Annotated in this window: 23 protein-coding genes; 16 read left to right on the top strand and 7 right to left on the bottom strand. The window is 49.0% G+C overall.

Going from position 1 to position 26986, the window contains the following annotated elements; translation table 11 throughout:
- Positions 1-2 precede the first annotated feature (2 nt).
- On the top strand, positions 3-3533 hold the full coding sequence (locus CFREI_RS04855; RefSeq protein WP_035112413.1) for an ABC transporter ATP-binding protein: 3531 nt from the start codon (positions 3-5) through the stop codon (positions 3531-3533).
- A gap of 134 nt (positions 3534-3667) precedes the next feature.
- The gene (locus CFREI_RS04850) at positions 3668-7408 is read left to right on the top strand and encodes a multifunctional oxoglutarate decarboxylase/oxoglutarate dehydrogenase thiamine pyrophosphate-binding subunit/dihydrolipoyllysine-residue succinyltransferase subunit (RefSeq protein ID WP_027013344.1); all 3741 of its coding nucleotides are present in this window, start codon (positions 3668-3670) and stop codon (positions 7406-7408) included.
- A 739-nt stretch (positions 7409-8147) separates the two neighbouring features.
- Here the strand turns inward: CFREI_RS04850 and CFREI_RS04845 are convergent.
- Positions 8148-8825 carry a hypothetical protein gene (locus CFREI_RS04845; RefSeq protein ID WP_027013345.1) on the bottom strand — a complete coding sequence of 226 codons (678 nt, stop codon included), beginning with the start codon at positions 8823-8825 and terminating at the stop codon, positions 8148-8150.
- A 107-nt stretch (positions 8826-8932) separates the two neighbouring features.
- Between CFREI_RS04845 and corA the strand changes: the two genes are divergently transcribed.
- The gene (corA, locus tag CFREI_RS04840) at positions 8933-9985 is read left to right on the top strand and encodes a magnesium/cobalt transporter CorA (protein ID WP_051256075.1); all 1053 of its coding nucleotides are present in this window, start codon (positions 8933-8935) and stop codon (positions 9983-9985) included.
- Here corA and CFREI_RS04835 read toward each other — a convergent pair.
- Entirely contained in the window at positions 9948-10451 is a 504-nt protein-coding gene (locus CFREI_RS04835; protein WP_051256076.1) for a YflT domain-containing protein, read from the bottom strand. The genes corA and CFREI_RS04835 overlap by 38 nt on opposite strands.
- Before the next feature lie 116 nt (positions 10452-10567).
- On the opposite strand from CFREI_RS04835, the gene CFREI_RS04830 reads away from it, so the two are divergent.
- From CFREI_RS04830 to CFREI_RS04795, 8 genes are read left to right on the top strand one after another with little or no spacing between them, the layout of a single operon-like run.
- On the top strand, positions 10568-11875 hold the full coding sequence (locus CFREI_RS04830) for a magnesium transporter MgtE N-terminal domain-containing protein (protein WP_027013347.1): 1308 nt from the start codon (positions 10568-10570) through the stop codon (positions 11873-11875).
- A 12-nt stretch (positions 11876-11887) separates the two neighbouring features.
- Positions 11888-12469, top strand: a complete 582-nt coding sequence (locus CFREI_RS04825) for a DUF1003 domain-containing protein (RefSeq protein WP_027013348.1) — start codon at positions 11888-11890, stop codon at positions 12467-12469.
- A 12-nt stretch (positions 12470-12481) separates the two neighbouring features.
- Positions 12482-13606 (top strand): Mrp/NBP35 family ATP-binding protein, encoded by a 1125-nt coding sequence (locus tag CFREI_RS04820; protein ID WP_027013349.1) that lies wholly within the window; start codon positions 12482-12484, stop codon positions 13604-13606.
- Positions 13607-13649: 43 nt separating this feature from the next.
- Positions 13650-14252, top strand: coding sequence for a DUF4178 domain-containing protein (locus CFREI_RS04815; RefSeq protein ID WP_027013350.1), 603 nt, complete (start codon positions 13650-13652; stop codon positions 14250-14252).
- Positions 14252-14722 (top strand): DUF2617 family protein, encoded by a 471-nt coding sequence (locus CFREI_RS04810; protein WP_027013351.1) that lies wholly within the window; start codon positions 14252-14254, stop codon positions 14720-14722. The genes CFREI_RS04815 and CFREI_RS04810 overlap by 1 nt, the downstream gene beginning before the upstream one ends.
- Positions 14719-15114 (top strand): DUF4247 domain-containing protein, encoded by a 396-nt coding sequence (locus CFREI_RS04805; RefSeq protein WP_051256077.1) that lies wholly within the window; start codon positions 14719-14721, stop codon positions 15112-15114. The genes CFREI_RS04810 and CFREI_RS04805 overlap by 4 nt, the downstream gene beginning before the upstream one ends.
- A 16-nt stretch (positions 15115-15130) precedes the next feature.
- Positions 15131-15544 (top strand): DUF350 domain-containing protein, encoded by a 414-nt coding sequence (locus CFREI_RS04800; protein WP_027013352.1) that lies wholly within the window; start codon positions 15131-15133, stop codon positions 15542-15544.
- Positions 15532-17052 (top strand): polyamine aminopropyltransferase, encoded by a 1521-nt coding sequence (locus CFREI_RS04795; protein ID WP_027013353.1) that lies wholly within the window; start codon positions 15532-15534, stop codon positions 17050-17052. The genes CFREI_RS04800 and CFREI_RS04795 overlap by 13 nt, the downstream gene beginning before the upstream one ends.
- Positions 17053-17073: 21 nt before the next feature.
- Here the strand turns inward: CFREI_RS04795 and tatB are convergent, their stop codons facing one another.
- The 3 genes from tatB to sigE are packed head-to-tail and all read right to left on the bottom strand — an operon-like array spanning position 17074 to position 18540.
- The gene (gene tatB, locus CFREI_RS04790) at positions 17074-17520 is read right to left on the bottom strand and encodes a Sec-independent protein translocase protein TatB (RefSeq protein WP_027013354.1); all 447 of its coding nucleotides are present in this window, start codon (positions 17518-17520) and stop codon (positions 17074-17076) included.
- A gap of 9 nt (positions 17521-17529) precedes the next feature.
- Positions 17530-17889 (bottom strand): anti-sigma factor family protein, encoded by a 360-nt coding sequence (locus CFREI_RS04785; protein WP_027013355.1) that lies wholly within the window; start codon positions 17887-17889, stop codon positions 17530-17532.
- 42 nt (positions 17890-17931) lie between these two features.
- On the bottom strand, positions 17932-18540 hold the full coding sequence (gene sigE / locus CFREI_RS04780) for an RNA polymerase sigma factor SigE (protein WP_035112455.1): 609 nt from the start codon (positions 18538-18540) through the stop codon (positions 17932-17934).
- Between the two features lie 184 nt (positions 18541-18724).
- Between sigE and CFREI_RS04775 the strand changes: the two genes are divergently transcribed.
- Positions 18725-19405 carry an O-methyltransferase gene (locus CFREI_RS04775; protein WP_035112415.1) on the top strand — a complete coding sequence of 227 codons (681 nt, stop codon included), beginning with the start codon at positions 18725-18727 and terminating at the stop codon, positions 19403-19405.
- Between the two features lie 91 nt (positions 19406-19496).
- On the opposite strand, the gene glgC is transcribed toward CFREI_RS04775, so the two are convergent.
- On the bottom strand, positions 19497-20723 hold the full coding sequence (glgC, locus tag CFREI_RS04770; protein ID WP_205618470.1) for a glucose-1-phosphate adenylyltransferase: 1227 nt from the start codon (positions 20721-20723) through the stop codon (positions 19497-19499).
- Between the two features lie 211 nt (positions 20724-20934).
- Between glgC and glgA the strand changes: the two genes are divergently transcribed.
- From glgA to CFREI_RS04750, 4 genes are all read left to right on the top strand, one after another.
- On the top strand, positions 20935-22107 hold the full coding sequence (gene glgA, locus CFREI_RS04765; RefSeq protein ID WP_051256079.1) for a glycogen synthase: 1173 nt from the start codon (positions 20935-20937) through the stop codon (positions 22105-22107).
- Positions 22108-22447: 340 nt separating this feature from the next.
- Positions 22448-24343 carry an HlyD family efflux transporter periplasmic adaptor subunit gene (locus CFREI_RS04760; RefSeq protein ID WP_156907803.1) on the top strand — a complete coding sequence of 632 codons (1896 nt, stop codon included), beginning with the start codon at positions 22448-22450 and terminating at the stop codon, positions 24341-24343.
- Positions 24344-25060: an ABC transporter ATP-binding protein gene (locus tag CFREI_RS04755; RefSeq protein WP_027013361.1), complete on the top strand. Its 717-nt coding sequence runs from the start codon at positions 24344-24346 to the stop codon at positions 25058-25060.
- A complete protein-coding gene (locus CFREI_RS04750) occupies positions 25057-26322 on the top strand; it encodes an ABC transporter permease (protein ID WP_027013362.1) in 1266 nt (421 codons plus the stop codon). Before CFREI_RS04755 ends, CFREI_RS04750 begins: the two co-directional genes overlap by 4 nt.
- Positions 26323-26409: 87 nt before the next feature.
- Here CFREI_RS04750 and CFREI_RS04745 read toward each other — a convergent pair whose 3' ends face one another.
- A complete protein-coding gene (locus CFREI_RS04745) occupies positions 26410-26829 on the bottom strand; it encodes a VOC family protein (protein WP_027013363.1) in 420 nt (139 codons plus the stop codon).
- Positions 26830-26986 lie beyond the last annotated feature (157 nt).

The following is a 26986-nucleotide window of genomic DNA, read 5'->3' as shown; positions in this document are numbered from 1 at the left end:
ATATGCGTCAACTCTGGGCAATGCTGGCACCCCACTGGCGCATAGGCTTGTGGGCTCTCCTAGCAACTATTGGGGCAACACTCGCTGAGCTCGCCATCCCGCTATTTAGCGGCAATATTGTAGATATTGCAGTATCGCAACAAGGCATATATGTCTTCCCACAAATGAGTCCTTTGGCAAGTGCGGTCACAATACTGATAGTTACCGCGCTCGCCCGCTGGGGGTTTCAATTCCTCAGACGCTATACCGCTGGCAGACTCGCAATTGAAACGCAACATTCATTGCGAATCCAAATACTGCGCACCGTCCTGCACCTAGACGGCCCAACCCAAGATCGCCTGCGCACGGGCCAGGTAATTAGCCGATCGATTTCCGATATTCAATCCATTCAAGGATTGGTTGCAATGCTACCGCTTACGATCGGAAATCTACTCCAACTTATTGTCACGGCGATTATGATGCTGTATCTTTCGCCACTCCTCGCACTTGCTGGACTTATCTGGTTACCGGTTATTGCCTGGCTAGCTGGCCGATCAAAGGCCCCAGTAACCAGTGCCACCAAAGCAGCACAACAACAGGCCTCAGATCTTGCCACACACATTGAAGAAACAATTACTGGCATTCGAATTGTTCAAGGCCTTGCGCAAGAAGAGCGAGAAGAAAACACCATTGCTAAAAGCAGCGCATCTGTCTACCATGCCCGGATATTTGCTGCCAAAGTCACCGCCAAATTCCAGCCTTTGCTCGAACAATTACCCCAAGCTGCGCTTGTGTGCACCATTCTTCTTGGTGGTTGGATGGCTACCCAAAATATGGTGAGCGTGGGTATTTTTGTCACCTTTTCAATGTACGTTTCTCGCCTTACCGGCACGGTACGTATGTTGGGCAATATGGCTGTTCGTATTCAAAGCGGATTAGCCTCCGTTGAGCGGGTTCATGAAATATCTTCGCTAGAACCAGCCACAGATCACGGCGACACTAATATTCCTCAAGGTCCATTAACACTTGAGTTTCATCATGTTGATTTCCAATCCAAACTTCGCGGATTTCACCTTACAATCCCTGCGGGATCCACGGTCGTCGCGATAGGACCACCAGCCGGCGGGAAAACACTCGCAGTGCAATTAGCCGCACGTTTTTATGATCCAGATCAGGGGGAAATCCGAATCCAAGGGATCCCGCTACCGGAAATCCCCCGGGCACAATTACGGGACTCGCTCGCGGTAGTCTTCGATGAACCGTTCCTTTTTGAAGCTTCTGTACGCCAGAATCTCACTCTCGGCGAAACCATCCCTGAGGACGAGCTTTGGCGGGTACTACGCATTACGCAAGCGCAGGACTTTATCGCAGAACTCCCCCAAGGATTAGACACCATTATAGGGGAACGCGGTGTGACACTCTCCGGCGGACAACGACAACGGTTGGCGCTCGCACGCGCACTTTTGCGGCAACCCCGTATTTTACTTCTTGACGATGCAACATCCGCCATCGATGCAGAAACCGAATCCCGCATCTTCCAAGAGCTCGAAAACGAGTTCACTGATATGACGGTTTTTGCGATTACACATCGCACTTCAATGGTGCGCCTCGCCGATTACATAGCCGTTATTGAAGATGGCGCAGTAACCAGCCTGAAACACCGGGACACCTTTACCAACTCAGCAGAATTTCAAAAATTCATAGGCACTGAAGCCTTAAATACATATAAATATAGCGCTGCTAAACTAGAGCTCGAAACAGATTTTGATTCGATACAACTGCCAATAGATGACAATAAAAACACACTTGAAATAGGCGCATCCCCGCAACCCGTAGAAATTTCCAAACCATTTTCTTTGGCATTTATTTTGCGCCAAGTTTCGCTGCCGGTTGTGGCGCTGATCTGCCTATTATTAGGTGGAGTTGCCACTGATTTAGCACTTCCCACCTTAGTCCGATATACCGTTGACTCCGGCATTACCCAAGGCAATACCAGTATTTTTATATTGGTTGCGGTCACCGGTTTTGCCATTGTTTTAACCGCTTGGGGCATGAGTGTAATACGTACACAACTTGCCACACGTATTGGTGAACGTTTGTTGTATTCCCTGCGGGTGAAATCCTTTGGGCATCTTGTACGTTTGGATCTTGCTTACTTTGAGCGGACCCGTACTGGCAGCATCCTTACGCGGATGACTACAGATATTGATAACCTCAGCTCGTTTTTACAGCTCGGCGTCGCTCAAGCAATTGTTGCTTCCACGACTCTTATTGGCATTGCAGGCATGCTATTGATTACTTCCCCAAAACTTGCAATTGCAGCATTTGCAGCGATTCCAATTGTGGTTATTGCAACAGTGACATTTCGCCGAGTAACCGCGCCGCTATACACACGTGCCAGAGAAGAATTAAGCACTATTAATGCGGAATTCCATGAGTCTTTTTCCGGAATTCGCACCATCCAAATGCACAATGCAGAGCCAGAGCTCCTGCGACGTTTTGCTGCTAGTTGTAATGCGTACCGTTACACTCGGTTCCGCTCCCAATTGGCAGTGGCAATGTTCTTCCCTGGCATCAACGCCATTGCACAAATCACAAGAGCGACGGTTCTTGGTATTGGCGCCTCGATGGTACTCCACGGCAATATTTCGCCAGGGGTCTTAGTGGCGTTCTTACTCTATATGGGCCTGCTTTTTGACCCCATTCAAGAGCTTTCTCAACTCTATGACGCCTACCAACAAGCCAAGGTCAGCCTGCAACGCATAAGCGAACTCCTCGATGAAAAACCAAAAGTTCATTCCATAGGGGAAGAACCTGGCGCAGCAAACGCTATCCAAGGGCAAATCCAATTAGATTCGGTGACATTTTCGTACACGCACGCAGACGTACTAGAAGATATTGACCTTACAATCAAGCCAGGCAGTACTGTCGCACTCGTGGGGCATACCGGCGCGGGTAAATCCACATTGATTAAGCTGCTGGCACGGTTCTATGACCCTTCGTCCGGGACTATTCGGGCTTCTGGCACTAATATCGCGCAATTTCCACTCGATCAATGGCGCAGGAGTATTGGCATCGTTCCACAAGAACCCCATCTTTTTACTGGCACCATTGCAGAAAACATTGCTTATGGTAATCCGACAGCTAGTAGTGAAGAGATTATTGCCGCTGCCCGGCGTGTAGGTGCGCTCGCAATAATCGCCAAGATTCCGGATGGTTTTAATTTCCATATTGGTGAGCGCGGTCGTGGTCTATCCTCCGGACAACGGCAACTTATTGCACTTGCTCGTGCGGAACTTACATACCCCAAATTGGTGCTCTTTGATGAAGCAACCGCAACACTTGACCCCGCCACAGAAAAAATTGTGTTGGATGCTTCTCAAAAATTTACAATGCAACGAACGTCGATTATTGTCGCTCACCGCTTAGCTACAGCCGCGCGAGCCGACCGCATATTAGTGCTAAAACGTGGGCGTATTATCGAAGATGGTACCCACCAAGAATTGTTGGCACACAACGGCACCTACGCACACATGTGGGGTGTTGGGCGGTGAGAATAAAAAATTCCCACCAATTTGTTTGCCAACAATGCGACAAGCGGGGTAACAACACGTTAGCCTGTAGTGAATACTTACAGTGACAACACTGACGTAAGCGATGACACAAGGAAATGAGGCGAGCACCTGCCGTGAGCAGCGCTAGTACTTTCGGCCAGAATCAGTGGCTGGTTGACGAAATGTTCCAGCAATTCCAAGCCGATCCGAATTCGGTAGACAAGGAATGGCGTGAACTTTTTGAATCCCAGGGCGCACCCTCCGCCACCCCCGCTACTACCCCCGCGAAGGCCCAGGAACAAGCCTCGGCTGAAAAACCTGCCAAGGCTCCTGCCCCGACACCTAAAAAACCTTCTCCTGCTGCTGCACCTCAAGAGAATCCAGCAGCAAAAAATCTTCCCGAAATGCATCAGCCAGATGAGATTCGAGCAGCTCAAGAGGCGAAAAAGAAGGCTGCTTCCCCACTAAGCAAAATTGGCACAATGCCAAGTGCAAGTGAAAGCCCCTTAAAGGGTATGGCAAAGGCGATTGCTAAGAATATGGAGATTTCGCTTGAAGTCCCCACGGCAACGTCTGTGCGCGATATGCCAGCCCGACTTATGTTCGAAAACCGAGCGCTTATTAATGACCAATTGGCACGCGGTCGAGGCGGCAAGATTTCATTTACCCATATTTTGGGTTATGCACTGGTTAAAGCGGTTATGGCGCACCCAGTAATGAATAATGCTTACGCCGTTATTGACGGAAAGCCAACCCTTATTGTGCCGGAGCACATCAATTTGGGCTTAGCTATCGATATGACACAAAAGGATGGTTCTCGGGCGCTTGTTGTCGCTGCCATTCGAGAGTGTGAAAACTTATCATTCCCAGAGTTTGTCGAAGCATATGAAGATGTGGTCAAGCGTGGCCGTACCGGCAAACTCACTGGTAAGGATTTCTCGGGTGTCACCATTTCGCTGACAAACCCTGGTGGTATTGGTACCCGACATTCGGTGCCTCGTCTTACTAAGGGCCAAGGCGCAATTATTGGCGTTGGTTCTATGGATTATCCGGCCGAATTTGCGGGTGCTTCCGAGGACCGCATGGCGGAGCTGGGCGTCGGCAAGCTCGTTACAATTACCTCTACTTACGATCACCGCATTATCCAGGGCGCGGAATCCGGTGAGTTCCTGCGCACCATGAGCCAATTGCTTATCGACGACGCGTTCTGGGACGATATTTTCGAAGCCATGCGCGTTCCTTACACCCCGGTTCGGTGGGCACAGGATCTCCCAAATACCGGCGTGGATAAGAACACGCGTGTGATGCAACTTATTGAGGCATACCGCTCCCGCGGCCACCTTATCGCGGATATCAATCCGCTTCACTGGCACCAGCCTGGCATGCCAGTACCTGATCACCGCGACCTGGACATTGCAACACATGGTCTTACGCTCTGGGACCTGGACCGTACCTTCCATGTCGGCGGCTTTGCTGGCCGCGAAACCATGACCTTGCGCGAAGTGCTTTCTACACTACGTCGCGCCTACACCTTAAAGGTTGGTTCCGAATACACCCATATTTTGGACCGCGATGAGCGCACGTGGTTGCAGGACCGTCTTGAAAAAGGCATGGCTAAGCCAACCCCTGCAGAGCAAAAGTACATTCTGCAAAAGCTGAATGCCGCAGAAGCTTTCGAAAACTTCCTTCAGACCAAGTATGTTGGCCAGAAGCGATTCTCCCTTGAGGGCGCAGAATCTCTGATTCCACTTATGGATGCTGCAATCGATACCGCCGCTGGCCAGGGCCTCGATGAAGTAGTTATTGGTATGCCTCACCGTGGTCGCCTTAATGTACTGGCCAATATTGTAGGCAAGCCGCTACATACGATCTTTAATGAGTTCGAAGGCAATATGGACCCAGCACAAGCTGGTGGTTCTGGCGACGTTAAATATCACCTTGGTGCTGAAGGCCGCCATATTCAAATGTTTGGCGATGGTGAAATCAAAGTCACCCTTACCGCTAATCCTTCCCACCTTGAGGCCGTAAACCCGGTCATGGAAGGCATCGCCCGCGCAAAGCAAGACATTTTGGATAAGGGCCCCGACGGCTACACCGTTGTTCCTTTGCTCCTCCATGGCGATGCAGCGTTTGCAGGTTTGGGCATTGTTCCAGAAACCATTAACCTTGCTGCCCTGCGCGGCTATACCGTTGGCGGCACGATCCATATCGTGGTGAATAACCAAATTGGATTTACCACCACACCTGATTCCGGCCGCTCCAGCCACTATGCAACCGATATTGCGAAGGCTTTTGGTTGCCCGGTATTCCACGTCAATGGTGATGACCCAGAAGCCGTAGTATGGGTTGGCCAACTAGCCACCGAGTATCGACGCCGCTTTGGCAAAGATGTCTTTATCGACCTTGTTTGCTACCGACGCCGCGGCCACAATGAAGCTGACGACCCATCCATGACTCAGCCAAAGATGTACCACATCATCGAGCAAAAGGCCGGAGTTCGTGCACAATACACCGAAGACCTTCTCGGTCGTGGTGATCTGTCCAAGGAAGATGCCGAAGCAGTAGCACGTGACTTCCACGACCAGATGGAATCGGTATTTAACGAGGTTCGCCTCGCGGAAAAACAAGCCGCCGAAGCCCAAGTTGGCATTACTATGTCCCAAGCGCTACCGCACGGCTTGGATACCTCCGTTACCAAGGCCGATCTTATGGAAATTGGCCAGGCCTATGTCACTTTGCCTGAGGGCTTTACCATGCACCCACGTGTTGCACCGGTCGCCCAAAAGCGCGCAGAATCAATTCTGGAAGGTGGCATTGACTGGGGCTGGGGTGAACTCCTAGCATTCGGTACTTTGGCCAATGCTGGCAAGCTTGTTCGTCTAGCTGGTGAGGATTCCCGTCGCGGTACCTTTACCCAGCGCCACGCCGTAATGTATGACCCCAATACCGCCGAGGAATACAACCCGATCGATGAGCTAGCCCGGTCAAAGGGCGCTGGTAAGTTCCTGGTGTATAACTCCGCACTTACCGAATATGCCGGCATGGGCTTTGAATACGGTTACTCTGTAGGCAACCCCGACGCCGTAGTCGCATGGGAAGCCCAGTTCGGCGACTTCGCTAATGGCGCACAAACCATTATCGATGAATATGTCTCCTCCGGCGAAGCCAAATGGGGTCAGACATCCAGTGTGATTCTGCTGCTACCACACGGTTATGAAGGCATGGGCCCAGACCACTCCTCGGCACGTATCGAGCGTTACCTCCAACTCTGCGCCGAAGGTTCTATGACAGTGGCACAGCCATCCACACCGGCTAACCACTTCCATCTGCTGCGCCGCCATGCACTTTCTGACCTTAAGCGCCCAATGGTCATCTTTACCCCGAAGTCAATGCTGCGTCTGAAAGCAGCCGCCTCCCCGGTCGAAGACTTCACCGAGGTAAAGAAGTTCCGCTCCGTAATCAATGATCCACGGCTCGTTGACCGCGACGGCAATATCATTGGCGACGTCAATAAGGTCAAGAAGATCCTCCTGGTTTCCGGCAAGCTCTACTACGAGCTCGAAAAGCGCCGCGCAAAGGAGAAGCGCGAAGACGTAGCAATCGTACGCATTGAAATGCTCCACCCGATCCCATTTAACAGGCTCAAAGAAGCATTCGATTGCTACCCGAACGCTGAAGAGATCCGCTTCTGCCAAGACGAACCCGCCAACCAAGGACCATGGCCATTCCTGGGGCTCCACCTCCCAGAGCTCATCCCTGGAATGCTGCCTATGAAGCGCGTTTCCCGACGCGCCCAGTCCTCCACCTCTACTGGCATTGTGAAGGTTCACCACTTCGAGCAAGAACAACTGCTTAAAGCTGCATTCGAGGACTAATCAACCCCCCAAACGCCCCCGTTGTGGGTAGGGCTTCACTTCCCGTAAAGCCCTCTACCCACAACGGGGGTGTTACTTTTGAAAATTAGACCGGTTTTTGGTTGTAGACGGTTCGGGGTTTACGAGTGCTGTCTAATTTACCTGTTGTTTTGGGGTGGCGGGGCTGGTTGGAAGTGACTGATCTGGGTGGTTGACGCCGATTTCCATGCAGCCTGGCTGGGTTTCCTGGGGTTGGAGCTGCTTTCCCTGCGGTTTGATAGGCGCACCCTATCAAATTAGTGATGTTTTTATCTCTACTGTCGCAGATTCCATAAAATCGGCTGAAAAAATGGAATTTGTGACAGCAGCCAACATTGCGCACAAGCGTTGACCTGGGGTGTGTCGCAGATTCCATAAAAACAGCGAAAAAAATGGAATTCGTGACAGGTTCCCTACCTATCGTGTCGCAGATTCCATAAAATCGGCCGAAAAAATGGAATCTGTGACAACACGCCCAACCAGCACCCAAAAAGACTGAGCACCTCCTGGCCAGCAGCCCGAAAAGATTAAGCACCTCCACCCAACCCATATGCACCCCAACCAAATCCCAGGTAACCGGACGCACACAACCCAACCACCAGCCACAAATCCCACAACACCAGGCTAAAACCTTGCACAGTACAGTCCAATAAATGGGGAGCAGTCCACCCCTACCACACATCGGTGGTGTTGCGCCTTTTAAAGGGGCTGCATTGTGCGATTAGAAGCCTTTTTGGTTAATATATCGATCAACCACTGCGGAAACTGATTTTTCTTTCTCTACCTCTTCGGCCAGCTTCGCCATATCATTTGTACTAATAGTGCCACTAATATAGTTCAATACCAGTTTGTCATTGCGGTTGAGTACTTCATTGCGGAAAATCGGCACAATATTTTGGGGCAATTCGGGGCCTTCATAGTTTTCGCAGCCGAGCGCATTTGAAGGATCAGATGCGGCGAGTTTTCCTGGAAGCGAACCGACCATCGCCTTATATACTTTGTCCCGCCACTCACCATTATTTGAATCAATTTTTCCGGATTCGAGCGCTTTGCGATATTCAGCCGAGATTTCCTCCGCAAGTTTCGGATTTACTTCATAGAGGATTTCACCAGTACAACCCACAACGAGGTCCGCTGAGCGATTTCGAATACGCTCGACTTTGCGGACTTCTTTGTCACTTGAAAGCCGAATAAGAAACGCATTTCGTTCTTTTTTCTTAAATGCGTGTTGATAGAGCTCGCCAAGAATGAGTTGTTCATTGGACCGGTCTAGTACCGCGATTTCAATAGGCTTATAGTCAGGTTCGCGTTCGGGATGTTTGGGTTCATCGGTGCAGGCGATTAGCGTGGACGCTAGACCTAGTACGGCCAAGGTGGCCGGAAGAAATCGACGATGCATAAAGGTAAACCTTGGTCGGTGTGGAATATGGATAACGTATTCCACTCTACGCGGACGGCGTACACTAAAGCTGTTTTGTCCCCCTTCGGGAAAGGTTTTTCACGTTTATGGTCACGCCACGTAGAAATATTCGGAATTCTTCTCTCCCCCACCGCACAATAGAAAGTGTCATCGAGCGGTGTCGAGTCTACGTGGATGGGCATCGGCTGCCGGAGGAATTTACATATGCTGCAGCATTAGCTGAAGTGCGAAACCGCAATAATAGTTTTGTGTGGTTGGGCATGCTGGAACCCTCAGAGGAGCATATGAATAATGTGGCCGAGGCGTTTGGATTGCACGAACTGATTGTGGAGGATGCGGTTTCCGCACATCAACGCCCCAAAGTTGAGCGATACGACGACCAAGTATTTTTTGTTGTTCGGTCAGTAAAATACCAAGAACACGAATCTGTATCTGACGCCAAAGAGATTATTTCTACAGGTGAAGTGCAAATGATCGTCGGCAAAGATTTCATAATTACAATTCGGCACGGCGAGCACACAAAGATTGCCGGTTTACGCCAAAAAGTTGAGCAAGATCCAGAACAATGCGCATTAGGCCCCTCCGCCGTTGCATGGCGAATTGCCGATATCCTCGTGGATGAATACCTAAGTATTTCTACCCAATTGGGATATGACGTAGACGAGCTAGAAAGCGAGGTATTTACGCCAAATTCGCGCTTTGATATTGAGCAAATCTATATGATTAAACGAGAAATTCTGGAAATGCGCCATGCTATTGACCCACTAGCTCAAGCACTGCAGGCTTTGATTCAAAACCACAAAGACTTACTGCCAAAACCAATTCGCTCCTATTTTCGTGACGTTTTGGATCACGAACTTATTGTTGCTGACCGTGTCGCTGGCTACGACGAGCGTCTTTCGGCATTGATTGACGCGGGCGTCGCAAAGATTACATTGCAACAAAACAGCGATATGAGGAAAATTTCCGCCCTCGTTGGTATGGCCGCACTACCAACAATGATTGCGGGAATTTACGGCATGAATTTCAACTACATGCCAGAATTGCAATGGAAATATGCCTATTTTGTAGTGCTCGGCATCATGGTTGGCTCAGTACTTATTATGTGGTGGTCGCTCCGGAAGAATAATTGGCTTTAGCAATGGCATCTCGGGCTTCTCGCGCATGAGCAGGAGTGCACAATACGTCATAGCGCCCGGCAACTATATGGGTTGTTGTGGCAAAGTCTCGACGTCCGCGCGATGCTGCATATGGCACGGCGCTATATACCACCCCAAAAATAACTCCTAAACCAACACCGAGGACTAATGGTGATAGCCAATCATCACTAAATAAGCCCATAAGAATTCCAATAAATAGCCCTAGCCACGCGCCAGATGCAGCACCACCAAAAAGCACTCGCCCCCAACTTAATCGACCGACAACTTGTTCAACTTCCATTAGGTCAACGCCCACAATTGTGAGCTCAGCGACAGGGAAATCACCGCGGTCACTCAGCATATCTACAGCGGCTTGTGCCTCATCGTAGGTGGCAAAACTCCCCACCGGCCAGCCCTCCGGAAGAGGCCGCGACGAACGCTGAACGCCCTTGCCTGGGGTCGTCATAGTGCAGACTTCTCCTTCGAAATAAAAACCGATCAATCACTTAGATAACGTTCTTGAGCTGGACTAAGTTCCCAAAAATCCCTTGCCCACTGTAAGAGTGATTACACTTTACAAACATGAGCCCTGTGACACGAGTGTATGCCGGCAGGCTATCTGGCATGGTAGTGCGCGGACCGGACATGGAATCGATTGGAAGAGTCCGCGATGTAGTGGTTATTGTCCGACCAAACGGACAGACCTCTCGTGCCATAGGTTTGGTCGTGGAAATGGTAAATAAGCGCCGCATTTTCGTTCCCATGCTCCGCGTATCTGCTATCGAACCTCAGGAAATTACGCTTTCCTCTGGCCAAGTGAATATGCGCCCCTTCCAGCGCCGTATCGGCGAACTCACCATTATGAATGACCTTATTGGTTCTCGGGTTCAAACAGATGACCCAGAGATGGATCATCTTCATGCTCGGGCCGTAGAAATCGCCGATATTGAACTCGAGCGCACTCGCACCCGCGACTGGATTATTACCAAAGTTGCAGTTTTTGGGGAAAAACACACGTTTGGGCGGCGCGGAGATCTTCATGTAATTCCATGGGCTCATATTCATGGCATTACGGCCGCCGGTGTTGGCCAAACAAATGCCACGGCGGAACTTATTGCGCAATTTGAAGATATGCGTCCAGCAGACGTGGCAACAATGATGCATAATCTTTCGGCCGCACAACGTCAACGCGTTGCCGAAGAGCTTGATGATGAGCGACTTGCAGATATCCTGCAAGAGCTTCCAGAAGATCACCAGACTGAGGTTATTGAAAGCTTAAATATTGAGCGCGCCGCCGACGTTCTGGAAGAAATGGACCCCGATGATGCAGCAGACCTTCTTGGGGAACTTCCGGATGAAAAAGCCGATGTGCTTCTCGAACTAATGGACCCTGAAGAATCCGCCCCAGTGCGGCGTTTGATGGTATTTTCGCCAGACACTGTGGGGGCACTAATGACCCCAGAACCGTTGATTTTAACTCCCCAAACAACTGTCGCGGAAGCACTGGCAATGGCGCGGAATCCAGAGTTGCCCACATCTTTGTCCTCTCTGGTCTTTGTAGTACGGCCGCCAACAGCAACTCCGACTGGCACATATTTAGGGTGCGTACACTTACAGAAATTATTACGGGAACCCCCCAGTTCTCTTATTGGTGGAATTTTGGATCCTGACTTACCACCTCTTTATGCTGATGATAACCAGGAAACAGCTGCCCGCTATTTTGCCACATACAATCTAGTGTGCGGACCTGTGCTCGATGATGATAATCATCTTTTGGGCGCAGTAGCGGTTGATGACCTTCTTGACCATATGCTGCCAGAAAATTGGCGCGAGACTGGACTACGTCCGCATAGCACTACTCATCACATGCAATCCCAATTAACCAAGTAAAGGAGTTCCGCAGTGGCTGATTATGCACGCAGTGACTTGGATACCCCATTTGTTGGTTCGCGGCGAAAATTATTGCGACTTGATGGGGATACTGTTGGCGCTTTTGCAGAAAAGGTCGCGCGGTTTTTCGGCACAGGGGAATATTTATTCTGGCAGACCGTCTTTGTTTTGATTTGGGTTGCTCTAAATATTGGCGGATTTTGGTGGAATTGGGATCCGTATCCTTTTATCTTGCTAAACCTGGCGTTTTCCACCCAGGCTGCCTATGCGGCGCCCTTAATCTTATTGGCACAAAACCGCCAAGAAGACCGCGACAGAGTTACTCTTAATGAGGATCGGCGCCGTGCCGAACAAACCAAGGCTGATACCGAATTCTTAGCTCGTGAACTTGCCGGTGTACGTATCGCTTTAGGCGAGACAGTCACACGAGATTACTTGCGCCATGAACTCGAGGATTTGCGCACCTTATTGGACCGCATTGAAGCGAAGCTAGACGATGAATCAGCCGCCCGTATCGCCCGAGAACATCGGGAATTCGATCATTCACACGAATTAACGGAACCTACACAAGGTGATATTGCGCAAGAGCGCTAGTATCAGGAAGTGATGTCTACTCTCACTGAATCCGCTGTCCGCGGCGCACTGTCCCGCGTAGAGGACCCCGAAATTGGCCGCCCTATTACCGAGCTGGGCATGGTGAAATCTATATCGATTACCGGTGCCGATATTGCAATCGAGCTGTATTTAACTATTGCCGGTTGCCCAATGAAAACCACAATTACCACTAATGCACAGGCGGCAGTGGAAGAATTGGAGGGCGTTGACACCGTCACCGTGACCACTGATGTTATGAGTGATGAGCAACGGCGTGAACTGCGAACAAAACTTCGGGGCACTGCGGAACCAACTATTCCGTTCGCGGACCCTGATTCAACAACACGGGTGTTTGCGGTTGCCTCAGGCAAGGGGGGCGTCGGTAAGTCTTCAATGACGGTAAATCTAGCTGCAGCATTGGCGGCACGGGGCTTGAGCGTGGGCATCCTTGATGCGGATATTTATGGGCATTCCATTCCACATATGATGGGTTCAGATGATCGTCCAAGCAAGGTGGACGATATGATTATGCCGCCCATTGCACACGGCGTAAAAATGATTTCTATTGCGCAATTCACAGAAGGAAATGCGCCAGTTGTTTGGCGTGGTCCAATGCTTCACCGGGCGATTCAACAGTTCCTCTCGGAGGTTTTCTGGGGTGATTTAGATGTGCTCTTTATGGATTTACCCCCAGGCACCGGCGATATTGCTATTTCGGTGGCACAATTAGTACCCACTGCTGAATTGCTTATTGTAACTACTCCACAAGCGGCATCAGCCGAGGTTGCAGAGCGTGCCGGATCAATTAGTTTGCAAACTCGCCAACGCATTGCTGGTGTTATTGAAAATATGTCCGCAATGGTTTTGCCGGATGGTTCCACAATGGATGTATTTGGTTCTGGCGGCGGCGATATTGTGGCCAACCGGTTGCAGAATCTTACCGGTGCACCGGTTCCTCTATTAGGGAAGGTGCCATTGGATCCAAAGCTGCGTGAAGGTGGCGATAACGGTGTTCCAATTGCAATTGCAGATCCGGAATCTCCAACTGGTCAAGCGTTGCAAGCAATTGCAAACAAGCTGGCAGTGCGAAGTGAATCACTGATAGGCAGACAACTAAATTTAGGTGTGCAACGTTAAATTCTAGGGTAGAATTGCAGCAATCTCTTTAGGAGTTTTTATTGTGAGTTCACTGTTCGTTATTGTCTTTATCCTCGCCGTACTATTCGCGATTGTTGGCATTTTTGCCGCAATCAAAGCTTTGAAAAAACCCACTCAACCTGCATCGTTTATGCCAACCCGCGAAGATCCACTTGCCTCAACATCAGGCGCCGGCAATTTTGGGCCCCAAATTCTGGGGCCAGGTGCTGTAGTTACGCGAAATGGGCACGACTATGTTGTTCGTGGTTCTATTTCCTACCGCCAAGGACCTTATGTGTGGTGGTCGCATTTATTTGATAATGGTGAATGGCTTGGCGTGGAAGTTGATGAAGGCATTTTACAGCTTACGTGGTGGCGTAGCCGAAAAGATCTCTACGGCCTTACCGGCAGCAGTTCAGTAAGTGCTGATGGTTTGTCGTTTAATCATGAGGAAACTGGTTCCGCCGTTTACACTTCAGAAGGCACTACTGGAGTTGCACCTTCCGGGAATATGGAATTCCAGGATTATGCATCCGGATCCTTGCTGTTATCATTGGAAAACTATGATGGCGCAGGCTGGGAAGTCTCCACTGGGGAAACCATTGGCCAACATGAACTAACTGTCTATCCAGCGCCAACCAGTTAATGATTCATCAGATACACTGCCCAATCGCCGATGTTTCAGCGGCGGATCTCGGCTTGCTTCTCGACGGCCCGCTCCCCGATGTTCTTGCAAACCACAGGGTGGCTGGGCCTCAAGGCCACCTTGATCTTGGTGTGATTGGGGCTTCACATGTTGCAAGTATTACGCTTCAAGGAACACTGGTGTTTCGCGAAGAAATGTCGTGCAATGTTACTGGTCCCCTGCCAGAACACCGGGAATTTCCAGGATACGAATTCCGTAGCACTAGAGAAAGTGTATCTAATACAGAGCTTGCACAGTGGGCGGAATCACTCGATGATTCATGGCTTGTGGCTTATTTTCCAGGAGAAAGTCCGTATCACATTACGGCGCTGCGAGGCAGTTGGGATGCATCGCTCATACATTGGCAAACGCTTCATTTCTACCCCGAGGAGCAGACTATCGTGACTTCCCAAAGTAGGTACATAATATGAACCGCAAATACTGGGGCATTATTTCTTTAATCAGTTTCGGTTTATCTCTTGTCTTGTTTATGTCTTCCGCAGTGCTTGTGAATTCGCGACCGCTTATTGACGATAAAGCTCGCCGCTGCGAAGGAGGACCAGAAAAAACAATGAACCGCATTGTCGATCGGTCGTCCCCACAAGCACAAGCAATTGATCCTAAAACTGGCGTCATCTATCTGAAGTACCGCAATGAAATAATTACCATTACGCCAAAAGGTAATAACAACTGCGTTGTACAAACTGAAGATCTCACCAGATACAATACCGGTTTTTACACCTTCCTTGGCACTGGTTTTTCACCATCTTCGCCATCAAATTCATCAAATGGCTCCTCAGGTTCATCCAGTGGTGTGAAGTAAGAAAGTTCTCGTTATTATGTTGTACGAAATCGCCGCTACATTTGCATATTTTGCCCTTTCCATAGTTATTTTGGTTATCGGGTTTTTAGTGCTCGATCTTATTACCCCGGGCAGACTACGGCAGTTAGTATTTGTTAAACATCTTCCCAATGCAGCCCTTATTACTGGGGCACAACAGATTGCACTTGGAATTATTATTGTCTCGGCAATTTTGCATTCCTCTGCTGACCTTTTAACAGGTTTATTCGATGTTGCAGTCTTTGGCGGTATTGGTGTACTTATCCAAACCGGCGCGTTAGCCTGCATTGAGTTTTTAACACCGCATCGATTCCGTGATGTGATCGGCGATCCAAAACCTCGGGCTGGTGTTTTTGTTGCCGCTACTACAATAATTGTTATTTCTGTGATTAATGCAGCATGCATAACGTAGCAATATCCAAAAAGTGGCGCTGGTTTCTGCTTATTTCCGTAGGAATCTGCGCCGCTTCCGGTTTAGTCTATGAATTAGCACTGCTCACCCTTGCTACCAGCCTTAATGGTGGTGGTGTGGTAGAAACCTCTCTTATTGTTGCTGGCTATGTGGCCTCCCTTGGATTCGGGGCATTTTGTATTCAACCACTGCTTCGCTGGCCAGCACAAACGTTTCTTGCAGTAGAAACACTCCTTGGGTTAACCGGCGGTATTTCGGCCCTGGCACTCTATATTTTCTTTGCCACTGTTGGCCAGTCAGTATCCGCATTAGTTGTGGCTACCGCTTTAAGCGGAATCCTCGTTGGGGCCGAGGTCCCACTGCTTATGACACTGCTTCAACATGGCCGCACAGCAACCGCACAAGTTGCCGGCCAGCAGGTTGCTACATTAAATGCAGCAGACTATTTTGGGGCACTAATTGGCGGCCTTGCATGGCCGTTTCTTTTGCTTCCCACACTTGGTTTAGTTCGGGGAACACTCGCAGCTGGACTCCTTAATATTGGCGCCGCGTTATTTATTGCAGTAGTGCTGTTACGCCCACTCCTTTCGGTGCGTGCATTTTGGATTCAAACAACAAGCCTTATTATTGCTGCATTAGTGCTAATCGTTTTAGTGCTTCGGAGTGAAGGAATTGTAACTACCGCACGCCAGGCCTTGTATAGCGACCCAGTAGTCTTCGCTCAACAATCTGATTACCAAGACATCGTGATTACTCAATATGGTTCAGACCGGCGACTTTTTCTTAATGGTGGTTTGCAATATTCCAGCCGTGATGAGCACCGTTATACCGAATCTTTAGTACATCCTGCTGTTCCAGAAAAGGCGAAAAAAGCACTGATTATCGGGGGCGGTGATGGTCTCGCTGCACGAGATTTACTCCGCTACCCGGATATGCGAATCACTCAAGTTGAATTGGATCCTGCTGTTATTGAAATTGCGCGTAATCAATTGCGTGAAGATAATCTCGGGGCACTTGACGATCCTCGCGTAAATGTCATTATTGACGATGCTTTTACTTGGCTGCGGGCAGGCCATCACGAATCCTATGACACCGTTATTATTGATCTTCCTGACCCGGATTCGGCAACACTCGCCCGCTTATATTCCACCGAATTTTACGGTATGGCATTACGTACATTAACGCCTCATGGACGTCTTGTAGTTCAAGCCTCCAGCGCATACTCCACCCCTGAAGTATTTTGGCGTATCGACGCCACGCTACGAAACGCTGGGTGTAAACATACGGTCCCGTATCACACCCATGTACCAACATTTGGCGATTGGGGCTTTATCTTATGCGCCGAAAAAGCAACATTACGATCTGATGCTCCGGATTTACGCTACCTCAACCAAGAGGTACTCGATGCCGCAACCGTATTTGGCAAAGATAATCAACGTCTCACACTTGAGCCATCTACTCTTGAACATCCTCGAATCGTCGATGACCTGCGGAAAGGTTACCGCTAATTATGCACAAAGCCAAATTGGCTATGTAACATCAACCCACGAAAACCCACCTTTTGCTTGTCCAGTTGGCGTTGCAGTGGACTCTACATCGGATTGTGGTGAAGGTGCAGGTTTTTTGGGTCCTGCAGAAGGTGGGGCGTCAAGACGTAGCTCTTCTTTGCTAATAATGTTTTTTGGGTTAAATGCATCTAACACGCTATCGTCCCCATCCAACAGTGTTTTTGTGAGTACGGCCTTTGGCCCCATGCTTTTTAGCGCAGCGAGTTCAGCAATTGGCTTACTCAACTCATCAAACTCTGGCCCTATCTCTTTACTAAGATCCTTTTTAGCATTTTCAATTGCGTTCCTGGCTGCGTAAATAGCGGCTCGTACATCTTCAATAACGCGCGGAAGCCGCTCTGGTCCAATGACAATTAAACCAATAACAAACAGGAAGAGAATCTCTCCCCAACCGACATTGCTAAACACTCCCCCAGCCTACCGCAAGCGACTACGCCGTACAGCACGGTATATAACTTCAACGCGATCGAGCAACGTTTCGGGGTTACCGCTCATCTTCTCTTCCGCACCAGGCCCTTGTGGGCAGGAAGACGCAAGATCTGCTAACCGAGCTAAAAGATCCTGTGGCGCGCGAATATCTTCACTATCGGCACAAGTGCGAAGACGCTCCGAAGCCCGACGCTGATGTGCCACCTCGGCACGGCACTCCGGGCAGTGCACTAAATGGATACGCGCTCGGTGCATTGCACCTGGACTTAGCTCATGATCAACAAAAGCGGCGACAGCCTCGGCGCTTAGGTGCTCAACTGAAGCAAATTGCTTGGGTTGTTTACGCATCGTCACGCCTCCTTTTCCCACGAGGATACGCCGGAATGGAAATTATTGCGCCGCGACAAATTGTTCGGCGTCCGGATTCGCTTCTAAACTTGCACGTAACTGGCTTCTACCTCGGTGAATACGACTACGGACTGTACCCATTTTCACACCAAGGGTATCTGCGATTTCGTCATAGGTCATGCCCACAACATCACACAACACCACTGCAACACGGAAGTCTGGACTCAATTCATCCAGTGCACGTTGCAAAGCAGGATCTAAATTGGCAAAGTGATATGCCTGTTCAGGAGTCATATCATTGCCTGGAACGCGATCATAATCCTCAGGCAAAGCTTCCATATGGATCTTATTGCGATGCCGAACCATATCTAAGAAGAGGTTCGTAGTAATACGGTGCAGCCAACCCTCAAAAGTTCCAGGTTTATAGTTTTTGAGCGAACGGAATACCCGCATAAAGGTTTCTTGGGTAAGGTCTTCCGCATCATGTTGGTTACCAGTCAACCGGAACGCTAAGCGATACACACTATCCGCATGTTCCTGGACCAACTCAGCCCAGGAAGGCATCTCCCCTTGACCAGCATCAAAAGCTGCAGTTCCAGACAATGATGCCTCAATATCGTCGGATGGGGACTCATCTGCGCGCGTGATCATGATTCGATTTTGCATTGTTGTACTAGTATAGCCCCTAATCTCCAATAAGACCACGCTGAGAGCTTGGATTCGTTTATATAACGTGACTTTAAAATGGATTGCCACTTGTCACGATAGGACACAACTCTACCACTAGTAACATTCCGGCGAGTACAACTGCAGGACCGAACGCGCGCGACATAAAATGACCTTTGTGACTGACACCGCTCTCGATACTCTCAACTCCTATATAACCTCGACCATTGAAGTACCTGCAGCACTCGCCGAAGCTCGACAAGATGCACAAGAATTCGGCGTCACCGTGCCAGACATCCTCACTGGTTCACTGTTGAGCACCCTCGCGGCAGGTGCCGCGACACCCGAAAATGCGGCAGCGATCGCAGTCACACCAGCCGCAGGCGTTGTAGGGCTCCACATCTTGCACGGGCTTGGAAAAGAAGGACACCTTACGTGTATCGACCCCGAAACCGAGCTACAAGCCCAAGCACGCACCACATTTCGCCACGCAGGCTACCGACCAAGTGCTGTGCGCTTCCTCCCCTCACGACCCCTCGAGGTAATGAATCGTCTTGCGGCAGACTCCTACAATTTTATCTACGGGGAAGTCCGCCCAACTGAACTCAAAGCATTCTTTAAAATTGCTTGGCCGCTTTTGGAAGAAGGTGGCGTACTAGTGCTTGCAGATTCTTTGCTTGATGGCACTCTTGCAGACGAAACCCGCAAAGACCGCGATACCTTGGCTGCCCGCGAAATCGACGAATATTTAAACCTTCTTGAAGACGCCGTGGTAAGCCGACTTCCTCTCGGCGCTGGAATGACCATTGTTTCAAAACGCCGAATTAGTCAAAACTCCGATGTAAGCTAGCCTCCACATAGCAAGGCTTACAACCAAAATGCTCTGCCAGATATACAACATCCAGCAGAGCATTTTTGCAGTGTACGAGGTTATAAGCCGACTACACTACTTCATTTTTGCCAACACAAACCACGCCACCAGGACTGATTTGGAAACGAGCTGCGTCCCGTTCATGATCAACGCCAATAAACTCGCCGTCAGAAACAACAACGTTTTTATCCAAAATGGCATGACGCACTACAGCGCCCTTGCCCACTCGGACACCAGGCATAAGCACTGAGCCCTCAACCGTTGCACCTTCTTCAATAATCACGTTATTAGAAAGCACAGAGTTACGGACAGTACCGGCAGAAATAATCGAACCAGATGCCACCATCGAAGATTGCGCTATGCCGCCCTGCACAAACTTTGCAGGAGGCAGATTGCCATCATCCGTGTTATGAATCGGCCAACGGCGGTTGTATAGGTTAAACACCGGATGAACGGAAATAAGGTCCATATGGGCTTCATAGAAGGCGTCGATAGTACCAACATCCCGCCAGTACCCTTTATCACGTTCAGTTTCCCCTGGGACAGCATTCTTGGAGAAATCATAAACATGCGCATCGTTTTTAGATACGAAATAAGGGATAATGTCTCCACCCATATCGTGCTCAGTGTCCTCGCGCTCAGCATCTTGCTTTAAAGCCTCAATAAGCGCTTTGGTTGTGAACACGTAGTTACCCATTGATGCATAGGTGACGTCTGGGTCATCTGGGGTTCCAGGTGGGTCAGCTGGCTTTTCCAAGAATTCGGTAATGTTTCCTTCGCTGTCTGATTGAATACAGCCGAATGCACTGGCCTCGGACCGCGGAATTCGAATACCTGCAACGGAAACAGACTTACCTGAAGCGATGTGCTCCTCAACCATTTGGCTTGGATCCATACGATAGACGTGGTCTGCACCAAATACGATGACGTACTCGGGGTCCTCGTCATAAATCAGGTTAAGAGACTGCAAAATGGCATCTGCGGAGCCAGTAAACCAACGTTTACCGAGCCGCTGCTGTGCCGGCACAGGGGTAATATACTGTCCAGCTAAACCGGACAATTGCCACGACTGGGAAATGTGGCGATCCAAAGAGTGAGACTTGTACTGGGTTAATACACAAATTTGCATATATCCGGCGTTCACCAGATTAGACAGTACGAAGTCAATGAGCCGGTAGGTTCCGCCAAAAGGCACGGCGGGTTTTGCGCGGTCCGCAGTGAGCGGAAACAGACGCTTACCCTCACCACCGGCAAGGACAATTGCTAAGACATGTGGTTGGCTCCTCACATATTCCAAACTATAACCTTTGACATATTCTTGCCGCGAAAGTGAGACAAACAACCCCGAAAATTATAGAAATCCCAGGTCACAATTAGCCCTTGTGACATACAACGCTATCCAGCTGGTCTCGTACCGGACACAATACCGGCGTTAAGGTAAAAGTTTGCCTGAATGAGCACATAAGTTTTCCTGCAAAACCCACGTTCACACGTCTACGCTCGGAATTATGCGAGTAGGAATGTTGACTAAGGAGTACCCGCCAGAAATTTACGGTGGTGCGGGTGTACACGTCGCGGAGTTAACGCGTTATATGCGAAAACTCGTTGAAGTAGATGTTCATTGCATGGGTAAACCACGTAACGAACCGAATGTATTTGCGCATGGAGTAGATCCAGTCTTGCAGGATGCTAATGGCGCATTGCAGACATTATCTACCGGGCTTCGAATGGCTCATGCTGCTAATAATGTTGATGTTGTCCATTCACACACCTGGTATTCAGGATTAGGAGGACATCTTGCAGGCAAACTGTATGGAATCCCTCACGTAGTTACGGCACATTCGCTGGAGCCGCACCGTCCATGGAAACGTGAACAACTTGGCGGCGGATATGACGTTTCAAGTTGGTCTGAGCAAAACGCAATGGAATATGCTGACGCAGTTATCGCAGTTTCTTCACGTATGAAGGACGCAGTACTCGATGCTTATCCACGTATTGAGCCAGAACGCGTACATGTGGTGCTCAATGGTATTGACACAGAGCTCTGGCAACCTCGGCCGATTTTCGACGCCGCGCCTGATTCGATCCTGCAAGAGCTCGGCGTCGACCCCTCCCGCCCAATTGTTGCTTTTGTTGGTCGTATTACACGCCAAAAAGGCGTTGGACACCTTGTAAAGGCAGCGAAACTTTTTGATCCAGAAATTCAACTTGTGCTCTGTGCAGGCGCTCCGGATACCCCAGAGATCGCCGCAGAAACCAAAGCACTTGTCGAAGAATTGCAAACCACGCATGACGGAATTTTCTGGGTGCAAGAAATGCTCCCCAAAGAAAAAGTCCAGGAAATATTGAGCGCTGCAAGTATTTTTGCTTGCCCATCCATCTATGAACCTCTAGGCATTGTCAATCTTGAGGCCATGGCATGTGGCACCGCCGTTATTGCTTCCGATGTTGGCGGCATTCCAGAGGTTGTGGTCAATGGAACGACCGGGACACTCGTTCACTATGACGAAGCTGACCCAGAAGGTTTTGAGCAAGGGCTTGCTTCTGCAATAAACACATTGGCTGCCAATCCTGAGCAAACCAAGCAATTTGGTGACGCTGGACGACGCCGCGCCATCGAAGATTTCTCCTGGGCTACCATCGCCGAACAAACGGTAGATATTTATCGATCTCTCATCTAGTTCGTGTACGGCACGAACTTGGGCAGTAGCTTAAAAGATAAGCTTATTCATATAGCAAACCTTCTGAGATATTGCCCACAATTCTTTCTTTTGCGCTAACGAACTATCTAAAGTAGGGGACAACTCAGGGTTTTCCCCGATGTTTTGAACGCTTCCGACAATTAAGCTTGCTCCTAGATCAATTTGCAGCAAGCTTTATATTTGAAGATTCGTAGATGCTATTGCGTTGATAAGGGGCATCAACCAAAAAGCATGCCAAGCTTTGTATTAAACTTTGCTGAAAAATAGACGTAACACCACGACCGTTGAACCATCCGCTTAGCAGCCAGGAGGATTGACATTGAATACGGCAGCTGTCGCAGGTTCCCCTAAGCCTCGACACAAAACAAAGAAGATGCTAGCCAACCGCGGCAAAATCCTGCTCGCGGCCCTCGCTTTGTTAGTGGTCGCTGCCCTGGGATGGTTCTGGATGGCACAGTCCAGCAGTGGTATTACAGTCACTTCGAGTGATTATAAGGTCCTTAAAACTCAAAAATATTCCAATAAAGTTGCAGTCACAGGCGCGGTGGCACCAGGGAAAACCGCAACCCTCTTTACCCATCTCAAAGGGCCAGTTTCTAAAGTTGACGTAAAAATTGGTGATCGCGTAAACGCTGAACAATTAATCGCACAAATTGATGTATCCGATGTCGAGCGTGAACTCAACCGCCAGATGGCCGAGCAGGCAAGTACAGAAGCTGGCAATCTCAATCAGGTGGAACAGGCACGCACTCAGCTAAACCAATATCAAGAAGCAATCAATAAAGGTTTAAACCCTGAAATAAATAGTGCACAAGCAGCTTTGCGTACAGCTGAAGACCAATACAATGAAGCTGTTAAAACTTTTGAAAATAAGCAAGCCGATAAGGACCTTGGCCGAGACCCATTAATTCGTGATCAAGGTATGGCCGTAGAAAATGCTCGCTCCCAAGTCCTTACCGCCGCGATTAATACCGTTCGCGCAGGTCTCGGTATTGCACAAATCCTTGGAGGTAATCCGAGCGGTAGTTCTCCAGGTAATGGTGGCAACCCCGGTGGTAACACTCCCGGCGGCGGTGCTGGTGATACAGGCGGGACGGGTACCGGCAATACAGCAGTAGGAGGCACTGGCAATCCTGGTGGTGGCGACACTCCGGGAACAGGCGGCCAAGGTTCACCTGGTAGTGGTGGGCTTGGCACAGGGTCAAGTTCCTTACTTAATGGTGCCGATGCCTTAAATCAGCTCAATAATGCTAACCAGAATCTAGCGTTGCAGGAACGAACATACATCGATAACCTCGCTAAAATCGACCAAGATCTGGCTGCAGCTCAACGCGCAATCGGTGGTGCCTTCGAAAGCAAAAAAGAAGCAGCAACAGCTTTAGAATCCACCATTCTTGCTTCCGACCACAAGGTACAAAGTTACGAACAGGCGGTAAACCACGCAGTTCGCGCAGCCGAAGCCGGACACGTAGTTACTGAACAAAGCGCCAACCAACTTCGCTACGATATTTCTTCATCTGAGATTCGAGCACCTTTTAATGGTGTAGTTACCAAGATCATGACCGAAGAAGGACAACCCGCAAATGGCGCGGTACTTGCTGTCGGTGATGACTCAACGTTGCTTATCCGCACTGAGGTAAAAGAAGTTGATGTTTCAAAAATCACTCCGGGTAAACCAGTAATTTTCACAACCTTAGCCACGGGAAATAAGAAATTCAGCGGACGTGTAACCTCCGTTTCCCCGGTCGGCACTAATGAGGCAGAGCAAGCAGCCCCGACTGCAGGAAGCAATGGAGCCGGTGGCGGCGGTGGTTCTGCGACGTCGTCAAGCAAAAAAGCCACATTCCCGGTAGAGATTGAAGTTGTTGGCGATCGCGACGGCCTGCTTATCGGTGGCTCAGCAAAGCTGCAGATTATTACTGACGAAATTCCGAATGTAATTACGGTTCCAAGAGATGCTATTTTCTCCACTGATGACGGCGCCAAGGCCGTGCTGGTAGCTGCGGAAAAGAACGGTTCCCGCATTATTGAGGAACGAAAAATCAAGATCAAAACTTCCAATGATGTGGAAGCTGTTATTGATAATGGATCACTAAAAGCAAACGACATTATTATTACCAAACCGGAAAACTACCGCAATATGGTTGGTAGCCCAATAGTTGTTGATGAAACGTCGTCAAGTTCTGAATCTTCTACAACCGAAAAAGGTGAGTAGATGCTTGACTATCAAATACAAGACAATGAGCGTCTTATTGAGATGCGCAATATTGTCAAAACGTTTAATATTGGCACTCCGGCCGAATTAACCGTAATTCCCGGATGCGACTTCGATGTGAATAAAGGTGAGTTTGTATCAATTGTCGGTGCATCTGGCTCTGGCAAATCCACACTAATGAATATTATTGGATTGCTTGATCGTCCCACTCAAGGAACCTATTTCTTTGGTGGCGAGAATATGCTTGATACAAACGACGATGAGTTAGCGCATTATCGCAGCCAGAACATTGGGTTTATTTTCCAAAACTTCAACCTTATTTCCAGAATTAGCGCACTCAAAAACGTTGAAATGCCAATGCTTTACGCCGGCTACTCAGCCCGCGAACGAAACGAGCGTGCAAAAGAATTACTAGAAATGGTTGATATGGGCGACCGTATGAACCATCAACCTAACGAATTATCTGGTGGCCAAAAACAACGTGTAGCAATTGCCCGTGCTTTAGCCAATAACCCTGACCTTTTACTCGCCGACGAACCCACCGGTGCACTTGATTCCGTCACCGGACGGTTAGTTATGGATATGTTCCATAAGCTCAATCAGGAACAGCATAAAACCATTGTTTTTATTACGCATAACCCTGAATTAGCTGCGGAAACTTCCCGCACTGTTGTAATGGTGGACGGTGTAATTACCAAAACGGAAATAAGCTCATGAGTTTTGCCGAATCAATTTCCCTAGCATTAACAAGTCTGCGCACTAATAAAATGCGCGCTTTGCTCACACTACTTGGTGTGATTATTGGTATCGCTGCGGTTATTACGATTCTTACACTTGGAAAGGCGCTAGAGAAACAAACTTCTGATAATTTGGCAAGCGTTGGTGTCAACGACTTCACTGTTCGCGTTCAACTCCGCGCAAATGAATCAGACGAAATAGAATATGGAAGCATTGACGAGATTGAGGCAGACAGCAAAATCGGTCCTGATCTCATCGACGATATGCGAACACGATTCGGTGACCAGATCGACGGTGTTGCTATTGGAGAATATTCGAGCCATAAAGGAAATGCCACCCTTGAAGGAGAAAAATCTACAACAACATTAATGGCAGTTAATGAAGAATACTTTGACCTTAAAGGCGTGAAAATCAAAGCTGGCCGGGCTTTTACGGAAGAAGATGTTTCTGGAGATCGGCAAGTTGCCGTGATTTCTCCGCAAACCCTCGAAGAAGTTTTTTATGGGGATTTGAATCAGGCACTTGGAGCCGAAATTGACTTTACAACTGCCACGGGTGAAGCCACCTCATTTGTCATTATTGGTGTGTATAAAGATGATGACAGTGGCGGCCTAATAACAGGAGGATACAACCCATCAACACTCTATGTGCCGTGGCCTTCGGAGCAACGTATCGCAGACGTAGACGATGCCTGGGACACCATAAGTGTGCGACCAAGTGCTGACCTTAATCCAGAACAATTTAAAAAATCACTCCAACAGTATTTTGACGACCAGTACGAAAATAACGAGGACTACACAGCTAAAGTCACCGATTTGAGTAAGCAGCTCGCCGAACTTAATACCTTACTTACAACAATGAAACTGGTGGTTTCCGCTATTGGCGGTATTTCATTGCTCGTTGGCGGTATTGGCGTAATGAATATTATGTTAGTGACGGTCACTGAACGCACTCGGGAAATTGGTATTCGAAAAGCACTAGGTGCTACTCGCCGGGATATACGAATTCAATTTATTGTTGAAGCGATGATTGTAGGGCTTATAGGTGGAATCTTTGGCGTTGTCCTTGGCTCTGCTTTTGGCATGCTCGGAGCATACTTTATGAAAACAGTGGTTACACCTCCTATCAGCGGAATTATTATCGCGTTATTGTTCTCTGTGGGTGTCGGTTTATTCTTTGGCTACTATCCAGCCAATAAAGCAGCGAAGTTACATCCGATCGATGCACTACGCCATGAGTAGGTAATCTGCACAAAAGCACAAATACACACAAGGTCTGCCGAATGTATACACTCGGCAGACCTTTCCATTGTTATTTGCCTGAGGCAGCTATTGTTCTTGCGTTCCGGCTATATTCACCATCCACTTCACACCGAACTTATCCACCAGGTTGCCAAAATGATCTCCCCATGGCGCTTTGGCAAGCGGCATAATAATTGAGCCACCTTCAGCGAGTGCCTCAAACCATTGGGTCACTTTTTCCAGTTCAGAGAGTTTTCCGCCTATTGCAAGCTCAATACTGGTGTCAGGGTGAAAATCTTGGCCAGCATCTGCTGCCATAAAGGTCCAACCATCTGGGGTCTCTAAGTGAGAGTGCATAATAAGGTTTTCTTGCTCTGGCGCTTCTGCTGCACCAAACTCACCAAATGTAACCATGTCGAGTTTTCCACCAAAAATACCTTGATAGAAATTCATAGCTTCTCGGGCAGAACTACGGAAGGTCAAATACGGATTAATCCAGGTTTGCATGGCTACGGCCACTCCTTACTAACGGCATACTTGCAATCAAGTGTTGCGCGCAATGAACTTTTAGCGAGTATAACAATCCCCCTTAACTGATACTTGTGATGTGCTGTTTTCACAAAACTTTTTAATCCTATCCACGCTAATGCCAGGTCCGGGTATT

It is taken from the genome of Corynebacterium freiburgense (genome assembly GCF_030408815.1).
In the GTDB taxonomy this organism is placed as follows: Bacteria; Actinomycetota; Actinomycetes; order Mycobacteriales; family Mycobacteriaceae; genus Corynebacterium; species Corynebacterium freiburgense.
The sequence above is the reverse complement of the archived record's forward strand: the minus strand, read 5'-3'. Positions and strand labels throughout refer to the sequence as shown.